The following is an 8798-nucleotide window of genomic DNA, read 5'->3' on the forward strand; positions in this document are numbered from 1 at the left end:
GTGCCCGCATAACGCCCAAAATGGGTCGAATCGCCGCCAACCATGGAGATTCGGAGTAAAAACCGGGCAAAGCTGCTTGGAAAGGTAGCCGTTTGTTGTGGAATTTGAGCCGGATTCGGCCACAGGCATGATTCAGTGGCTGAATTCATTGAAAATCTCGGGTTATTCGAGCTGCCCTTCGTTGAACGGTTATGGCGCAGCGTCAAATACGAAGACGTGTACTTGAAGGGCTACCGCAACGCGATGGAACTGATGCTGGGTCTGACGGAATACTTCGTGTTTTACAACGACGAACGCCCACACCAGTCATTGGGCAATCGCACACCGGCAACGGTGTACGCGACGGCCAGCGGTGGCGGCGCAAGGATAGTGGACAAATTTAGCAAGAATGGGGCAACGCCATGCAGTTGCGAGACAGACGGACAGACCAGCTTAAATTAGACCGATTTCTGTCTTGACGGATGGGTCCCCTGTACAGGCACGCTACATGGGGCGGGCCAGAAATCAGGCGCGTGTCACCTTGATCGCGATGGCACACAATCTCAAACGGGGTGCAAACATCCAACGAGCCTGTGTGTAGGAACGTAGGATCATTGTGTCCAGAATGCGCAAAAACCGTGAAATACGAGGAAAAGCGAGATAAAAATGGCCAAAAATTGACCAAAAAAGAGAAAAAGGCTTAAAAAATTGCCTCATTTGGGTTTTGGCCAGAAAGGCGGTTGGCCGTGCAAAGGACTCAAATAGTCTGGAGATTTGCGGGCTGGGTCGTAATAGCCGCTTTCAGTTGATCAATGACTTGCAGAATGCTTGCATCCCCCCCCCGTCGTCGCGCTGGATGAAAGCTGGAAAATCTGCCCGGCTGGCTGATTAATGGCCACTGACTGCTGGTCGGAAATAGCCAGCTTGACCGTCCCCGCCGAATCCACGGCCGGATTGAGCATGCCGTTTGCATCATAGGGTATCTGACGAGCCGCCGTACCTGAGAAGAGATACTCCCCGCGCTCATCCGTGACATTCATCTGACTTGCCAAGGCTTGTTTCAACTGATCCAGCTGATCTGAAAGCACGGCCAAAGACGTGCAATTTTGCGCAGCGTTGTTCGCTTGAATAGCAAGATCACGCACGCTTTGCAGCATCGTGGCAATCGAACCCAAGGTCGATTCCTGCACCTGAATCTTACCGGTCGCATTGTCGATATTCGTGCTGTACTGATTCTGCTTGCTACTGAGCACGGATATATTCGAAGCCAGAATCCCCATACGTTGCGATTGGAACACCAATGCCTGCCCATGGATTCCGAAGACTGAATCACTCATCACGGTTAGCCTCCCGCTAATTAGTGAACAATGCAAAGCGATATCCGTGCCAACTCAAATAACCAACCTTGACGATGAATTCCCACTAGCCCGCGTTTTTTTCGTACACTAGAGCCCTGTTTGGCCACACACAGATCCTCCATTGAACGAAACACACCTTGGCGTGCTGATCGCGGCACTCGTTATTCTCATTTTGTTATCGGCGTTTTTCTCCAGTTCAGAGACTGCGCTCATTTCCCTGAACCGCTACCGACTGCGCCACCTGGCCAAGCGTGGGCACGGCGGCGCGGTGCGCGCGCAAAAACTGCTTGAAAAGCCCGACCGATTGCTCGGGCTGATTCTTTTGGGCAACAACTTCGTCAATATTCTAGCTTCGTCCATTGCCACGGTCATCGGCTTACGCCTGTTTGGCGACAGTGGCCTTGCCATTGCCACCGGCGTGATGACCTTCGCCCTGCTGATTTTCGGTGAAGTCGCCCCGAAGACAGCGGCAGCAGTGTCCCCCGAACGGTTCGCCTGGCCCTCCGCCTATATCTATAACCTCGTCATGAAGCCGATCCTGCCCTTGATCCAGCTCATCAACTTGCTGGCGAATGGTCTGCTTCACCTGCTCGGATTCAACACCAAGACCAAACAAGTTCAGGGCCTGTCGGCCGCCGAGTTGCAGACTATCGTACGCGAGTCCAGTCAACATCTGCCCGATCAACATCAGGAACTGTTGCTGTCGGTGCTCAACCTGGAACAGGGGCAGGTCGAGGACATCATGATTCCCCGAGCCGATATCATCGGTATCGACATCAGTGTGCCCTGGGAAGAGGTACTCGAACAAATCAAGCACCTGTCCTACAGTCGGGTACCGGTTTACAAGGGTTCCGTCGAGAACACCATCGGCGTGATCACGGTGCGCCGATTATTCGGGCCACTGATGGACGGCTCGCTCACCCTTAGCCGGCTAAAACGGCTGCTGCGCGAACCCTACTACGTACCCGAGGGAACGGCACTGACCACGCAACTGCTCAACTTTCAGAAAGAAAAACGCAGATCGGCGCTGGTGGTCGATGAATACGGCGATGTTCAAGGTCTCGTTACACTCGAGGATATCCTTGAGGAAATCGTTGGCGACTTCACCACATCGCCGGTTACCGATAACGACGAAATCAAGGCGGAGGCAGATGGCAGTTATCTACTCAAGGGCAATATGCCCATCCGGGAGATCAACCGGGAACTGGCCATCGAACTGCCCACACAGGAAGCCAGCACGCTCAATGGCCTGATCATCGAGCAGCTAGAAACGCTGCCAACCGTTGGCGCCGAAGTTGATCTGGGCGACATCCTGATTACCGTAGAGTCCGTCCGGAATCGAGCTGTCGACATCGCTCGACTCACCATCACGCACGAACCGGCGAGCGATCATTAATGGCGCGCGCCAGGGAGAAATCGGCCTTCGTCTGCCAGGAATGCGGTGCCGATTTCCCCAAGTGGGCGGGCCGCTGCAGCGAGTGCGGGGCATGGAACAGCCTCACCGAAATCCGCCTGCCCGGTAACGCATCGACTGCCAGTTCACCGGGTGTCAGCGGCTATGCCGGGGGCAACCCGCAAACCACCCTGATATCCGAAGTTCGCATCAGCGAAACACCCCGGGAATCCACCGGGCTGGATGAACTCGATCGCGTCCTGGGCGGCGGTTTGGTCGAAGGTTCGGTCATCCTTATCGGTGGCGACCCGGGTATCGGCAAATCGACGTTGTTACTGCAAACCCTGCTCACACTCCAGGCGCGTATGCCCTGCCTCTACGTGACGGGCGAGGAATCCCTGCAACAGGTCGCGCTGCGCGCCCAGCGGCTTGAGGCCGATCTGTCAGGGAAACAAGGTCAACTGACCTTGATGAGTGAAACGTCGGTCGAAGCGATTCTGGCGCACTGTGCCCGCCAATTGCCGCGTCTGCTGGTGGTCGATTCCATCCAGACGCTGCATACCGAAGGACTGACCGCCGCCCCCGGTTCCGTATCGCATTTGCGCGAAGGCACGGCCCAACTTGTACGCTTTGCAAAACGGCATGAAGTCACCATCTTCATTGTCGGCCATGTCACCAAGGAAGGTGCTCTGGCCGGGCCGCGCGTGCTCGAACACATGGTCGATACCGTACTTTATTTCGAGGGTGATCCCGGTGCGCGTTTTCGGGTGATTCGTGCGGTCAAGAACCGTTTCGGCGCCGCCAACGAAATCGGCGTATTCGCCATGACCGATCGCGGTTTGAAACCCGTCACCAACCCATCCGCCATTTTTTTGTCGCGCCATGAACAACCGGTTCCCGGTAGCGTCATTACCGTCACCCGTGAAGGCACTCGCCCTCTGCTGGTCGAAGTTCAGGCGCTCGTTGCCGAACACCCCGGCGGCAATCCCAAGCGGTTGACCGTCGGTCTCGACCAGAACCGGCTGGCCATGCTTCTGGCCGTGCTGCACCGGCACGGCCAGATCGCCCTATATGATCAGGATGTTTTTTTGAATGTGGTCGGCGGCGTGCGCGTCGCGGAAACGGCGGCCGACCTGCCCAGCCTGCTGGCGATCTTGTCGAGCTTCCGGGCCAGGCCCCTGCCGGAAGGATTGATTGTTTTTGGTGAAGTGGGGCTCGCCGGTGAAATCCGTCCGGTCAGTGGCGGGCCAGAACGACTTGCCGAAGCGGCCAAGCATGGCTTCACCCATGCCATCGTACCCAAAGCCAATTTGCCCGCACGACCGATAGACGGCTTGAACATCACGGCCGTCAGCCATCTCAATCAGGCGCTGGAACTGTTGTAACGCTCAGCATCTCCATAACAACCCCGCAATACAGGGGCTATAAACCCCGAGCTTAGCAGGCTGCTGAAATACTTGTTTCAGCGACCTGATAAGACGGGACATGGATATCCCGCACGAAAAATAGATTACGTAAGTGATTGATTTTCCGATACCGGGTCTGGACATGTACCGGACCCGGTATCGCTGAAAAACTCATGGATGAGGTTTTTCAGCATCCTGTTAGTGCTGCTTCTTCTCCTTGAGCGCCTCGCCCGATTTCTTCCAGAACATCCAAAATACATATGCAGGCACACCGACAATACCGATCATGGCCAGAATAGACAGCAGAACAATTTGAAATTCAATATGCATGATTCATGTCTCCTTATGAACAACCAAGCCCAGAGAATAGGGCAATAGACACACTTTATCGACAAGTTGTGTCAATTCAACCAAGTGAAACACTCATGAATATCGAACAGCATAGATCTGTTATCAATAAGCATAGCCTGGGATTCATTCGTAACGCTTGCTAGGCTATATTTATTACTTGCAGGCGCGTAGCGCGCCGGTTTAATCGACGGTTACACCGTCAAGATAGGTATGTTCATCATGTACGAATTCAGCTTTTTGACCTCCGACCGTGGAGCTGCTTTTATCGAACGGGTTCAGGCCCTCGGTCTTGAGGTCGTCAGCCGTCCGGATCCCATTAACGATGCCGTAACGAATGTGGCCATTCCGGACGATATCGACGAAGACCTGCTCGATCAGATCGAAGCATGGTACGAAGAGGAAACCTCCCGAAACGAAGCCGCTGCACGCGCACTGGAAGATGATGGCGATATCGTCTCTGCGGGTATCTGGGTGCAGTTGGAAGATGGAGGGTCAAGTCTTGCCCGGGTTGATCCGGACATCATGAACCGTATTCTGACTGTGCTGACACCGGACGAACTCGGTCACTTTGTCAGCGTGATTGCCGATGCCGTCGAGCATCCGGACGTAACGCCCATCTGCCACAACAAGAGCACCAGCAGCTGCGGTTGATCTGGCTGTAAATGTCACTCCTCGACACTGACCTTTTGATGACGAGTGCGCGTGTACCGCTGTCTGCTACCGAGCAGTCGCCGCGTTGGGCAACTCCATTGCAACAGGCTGGGCGAGACGGGTTGCTCTGCGCTGCTCTATCGCCTGTTTGATGGCAATCAGGATAGCAAGCGCCATGAACGCGCCGGGTGGCAGAATCGCCAACAGGAAGTGGGCTTGTTCCGGCAGAACATGAATCGTCCAATTGGCCGCCATCGGGCCGAAGAGTTGCTGTGCATTCGCCAGCAATGTGCCGAAACCCAGCAATTCGCGAATGACCCCCAGTGCCACGAGCACGAGACCGAAGCCCAGCCCCATCATCAACCCGTCATACAAAGACGGCAAAACGGGATTACGCGCCGCGAAGCCCTCTACCCTGGCAATCACGATGCAGTTGGTCACGATGAGCGGCAGAAAGATGCCCAGCACGTGGTAGAGCGTATTCAGATAAGCGTTCATCCAGAGTTCGATCACGGTCACGACCGAAGCGACGACCATCACGAACACCGGCAGTCGCACTTCAGGGCGCACCCAATGACGAATCGCCGAAGCCAAGCCATTGGAAACCACCATCGTCAAGATGGTCGCCATCGCCAATCCCAATGAATTGACCACGGTATTGGAGATCGCCATCATCGGGCACATGCCGAGAATCTGGACCAACCCCGGATTGTTTTTCCAGAGCCCTTGTACCGCAAGATCTCGATAGGAAACATCACTCATGGTTTACCTCTGTTGGTATGTGTGCCGCTTCTGGTTTGTCTTTTGACTCATCATCATGTTCATGTCTGGATGAGTGCGGCGCGTCAAACAATTCGTCATGATGCAAACGCACATACTCCAGCACCTGATGAATGGCACCGACGACGGCACGGGGGGTGATGGTGGCACCGCTGAACTGATCGAACACGCCGCCGTCCTTCTTCACGGCCCAGCCCTTTTCACCGGGGTCATCGAGGCTCTTGCCCTCGAAGCCGAATATCCAGCGGCCCTTGGCCGTTTCGATCTTGTCGCCGAGACCCGGTGTTTCGTTATGTTTGGTCACGCGCACGCCGGTGATTTCACCTTCGCGGTCGACACCGACGATGAGCTTGATATCGCCACTGTAGCCATAAGGCGTAATGACGGGGAGCACAACGGCGGTTACCTTACCCTCCTTCATGGCCCGGAATCCAACGATACCAGCCCGCACCGACGCCGACAATCGCTCGACCGGATCGCTGGGTTCCGGTTTCAGTGGCGGCAAATTCAACGCCTCAGGATCCGGCGGCAAAAAGGCGGTATCAGCCGGATTGTTATCGAAACTGCCTGGACGCAGCACTGCTGTGACCTGCCCACGCAACACCGCTAATTCACCCTGGGCAATGCGCTCACGCGTGGCTTCTTGCGTTACCGAAACCAAACCGACACCCACCACGGAAAAACCACCCAGCAACAGCGCGGTGATGATGATCCGGCTTTTATCCAGTGTGAGCAGGCGCTTCATGCCGTAGATCTCATTTTATGGGTTCTGACTTCTTATGGCCGAAAACCTTGGGCTGACTGTAATAATCGATCAGCGGCACACACAGGTTCATCAGCAAAACGGCAAAGGCAACGCCATCGGGATAACTGCCGAAGCTGCGAATCAGCACCGTCAACACGCCGATACCGAAACCAAAAATCAGACGACCACGAGGTGTAGTCGACGCTGTTACCGGATCGGTAGCGACAAAGAAGGCACCAAAAACGGTGGCCCCCGTGATGAGATGAAACAGCGGGCTGGCGTGGCGCGCCGAATCCAGCAGCCACAGGAACCCGGACATCACCAGCACACCCGTGATCACCGCCGCCGGAATATGCCAACGGATGACGCCGCGCCATAGAAGAAAGACACCACCTGCAAAGAAGGCCAGGCTCAACCACAAATTCCACGACTGAGCTAAGGAACTCCCGCTAAACAGGCTTTGTGTCAGGTTATGGAGGGTAGCACCGGTACTGAGTTGCTCGCGCGCATGATCAAGCGGCGTTGCAACACTCAGACCATCGTAACCGACACCACTAGGCAGCGCACCCGAGAAAGACCAGGCGACCGACTGCATGAAATTGAGCGCCGAACCCGAGCTGTCAATGGCCGGCCCCCAGCGCGTCATGGGCTCCGGGAACGAGATCAGCAATACGACATAACCGACCATGGCCGGGTTGAAGAGATTGAACCCCAGGCCACCGTATAATTGCTTGGCAACAACCACGGCAAAAACGGTGCCGAATACCGGCAGCCACCACGGCCCAAGGTTGGGCAGGCACAACGCCAGAATCCAGGCCAGCACGATGACCGAACCATCGCCAATGGCCGGCCGCATGGGACGGGCACGCAGGCTCAGCATCGCCGCTTCCGCCACCAAACCGGCGCTCACCGCCAGCAGGATGTTGATCAAGACCCCCCAACCCAACAAGGCAATCGCGACGATGGTACCCGGCAACATTGCCAACAACACCGTCAACATGACGCGGCGAACGTTATTGGATGCCTCGGGCAAGGGCGCAGTTTGCGGGGAAAATCTCATGGCGGATCGCTCTTGGAAATCTGTTCTTGTTGTGCCTGAACCGGTGTTTGTTCATTCGCTGCGGCACGATCAGCGTCCAAAGCTTCCCGTCGTGCCTTGGCGCGCGCCCGTGCGGCTTCGACAGCGGCATCCATACTGGCGGGTGCCTCGGCGCCGTTCGACGCGGGCTTATACGAACCAAACGCATCCGAAGAATCTGGTGCCGCACTGGCATCATCGGTAGCAGCCGTGGTCTTTGCCGCCAAAGCCTGACGTTTCTTGTTCAAAGCGGCTTCGCGCTCCGCCTTGATTCGCTCCAGCCGTTCGTTGCGGAATTCGAAACGCTCGCGTGCCTGATTTGCCTTGGATTTTTCACGTTCCTGCGCCCAGACTTCGGTTTTAGCAAAGCGATAATAATCGACCAGTGGCAAGTGAGATGGGCAAACCGCGCTGCACACGCCACATTCGATGCAGTCGAACAGGTTGTACTCCACCACGCGATCGAACTGCTTGGCGCGGGCGTACCAATACAACTGCTGCGGCAGCAGATCGGCAGGGCAGGCCTCGGCACAGAGACTGCAACGTATGCAGGGTTGAGGCGCGGGTTCGGCAGGGCGATCCTGCGGGCGCAAGGCCAACAGACAGTTGGTGGCCTTGACCACAGGCACCTCATCGCTGTGCAAGGCAAAGCCCATCATCGGGCCGCCCATGATCAGCCGATCGACCCCGGGGCGGTATCCGCCCGCCTCCGCCACCACATCGCTCATCAGTGTGCCGATGCGCACCTTGAGGTTTTCCGGTCGCGCGATACCCTCCCCCGTGACCGTCACGATCCGGTCGGTCATCGGTTCGCCAAAGGTGACAGCCCGGTGAATCGCCACCACGGTGGCCACGTTCAAGCAGAGCAAGCCGAACTCGCTGGCCCGACGACCGCGCGGCACTTCGATATTCGTCAACACCTTGATGAGTTGCTTTTCGCCCCCCGCCGGATAACGGGTGGGGACGGAAAATACCGCAAAACGCGGATCCGAGCGGCTCGCTTCCAGCAGGGCGGCGATGGCCTCTGGCTTGTTGTCCTCGATGCCGATCAGACAGC

9 protein-coding genes and 1 pseudogene are annotated in these 8798 nt (G+C 56.4%); 4 read left to right on the forward strand and 6 right to left on the reverse strand.

Annotated features, from left to right (window positions below; genetic code table 11):
* Window positions 1–177: 177 nt before the first annotated feature.
* Window positions 178–441 (forward strand): annotated as a pseudogene (locus M7R55_RS07655) (integrase core domain-containing protein); the annotation flags it as partial.
* Window positions 442–788: 347 nt separating this feature from the next.
* On the opposite strand, the gene M7R55_RS07660 reads toward M7R55_RS07655, so the two are convergent.
* Complete coding sequence (locus M7R55_RS07660) at window positions 789–1316, reverse strand: hypothetical protein (RefSeq protein WP_298219827.1); 528 nt, start codon at window positions 1314–1316, stop codon at window positions 789–791.
* A 142-nt stretch (window positions 1317–1458) separates the two neighbouring features.
* On the opposite strand from M7R55_RS07660, the gene M7R55_RS07665 reads away from it, so the two are divergent.
* On the forward strand, window positions 1459–2733 hold the full coding sequence (locus M7R55_RS07665; RefSeq protein WP_298219828.1) for an HlyC/CorC family transporter: 1275 nt from the start codon (window positions 1459–1461) through the stop codon (window positions 2731–2733).
* Window positions 2733–4115 (forward strand): DNA repair protein RadA, encoded by a 1383-nt coding sequence (radA, locus tag M7R55_RS07670; RefSeq protein ID WP_298219829.1) that lies wholly within the window; start codon window positions 2733–2735, stop codon window positions 4113–4115. Before M7R55_RS07665 ends, radA begins: the two co-directional genes overlap by 1 nt.
* A 219-nt stretch (window positions 4116–4334) precedes the next feature.
* Here radA and M7R55_RS07675 read toward each other — a convergent pair whose 3' ends face one another.
* Complete coding sequence (locus tag M7R55_RS07675) at window positions 4335–4466, reverse strand: hypothetical protein (protein WP_298219830.1); 132 nt, start codon at window positions 4464–4466, stop codon at window positions 4335–4337.
* A 240-nt stretch (window positions 4467–4706) separates the two neighbouring features.
* Here M7R55_RS07675 and M7R55_RS07680 point away from each other — a divergent pair, with 240 nt between their 5' ends.
* Window positions 4707–5138 (forward strand): hypothetical protein, encoded by a 432-nt coding sequence (locus M7R55_RS07680; protein ID WP_298219831.1) that lies wholly within the window; start codon window positions 4707–4709, stop codon window positions 5136–5138.
* A gap of 66 nt (window positions 5139–5204) precedes the next feature.
* On the opposite strand, the gene M7R55_RS07685 is transcribed toward M7R55_RS07680, so the two are convergent.
* The 4 genes from M7R55_RS07685 to rsxC all read right to left on the reverse strand — a co-directional run.
* Complete coding sequence (locus tag M7R55_RS07685) at window positions 5205–5900, reverse strand: electron transport complex subunit E (protein WP_298219832.1); 696 nt, start codon at window positions 5898–5900, stop codon at window positions 5205–5207.
* On the reverse strand, window positions 5893–6663 hold the full coding sequence (locus M7R55_RS07690; protein ID WP_298219833.1) for an RnfABCDGE type electron transport complex subunit G: 771 nt from the start codon (window positions 6661–6663) through the stop codon (window positions 5893–5895). The genes M7R55_RS07685 and M7R55_RS07690 overlap by 8 nt, the downstream gene beginning before the upstream one ends.
* 10 nt (window positions 6664–6673) lie before the next feature.
* Window positions 6674–7723: an electron transport complex subunit RsxD gene (gene rsxD, locus M7R55_RS07695; RefSeq protein ID WP_298219834.1), complete on the reverse strand. Its 1050-nt coding sequence runs from the start codon at window positions 7721–7723 to the stop codon at window positions 6674–6676.
* Window positions 7720–8798: electron transport complex subunit RsxC (gene rsxC, locus M7R55_RS07700; RefSeq protein WP_298219835.1), on the reverse strand; the 1079-nt coding region annotated here is incomplete at its 5' end. The genes rsxC and rsxD, both read right to left, overlap by 4 nt.

This window comes from Halothiobacillus sp. (assembly GCF_027346185.1).
Taxonomy (GTDB): domain Bacteria; phylum Pseudomonadota; class Gammaproteobacteria; order Halothiobacillales; family Halothiobacillaceae; genus Halothiobacillus.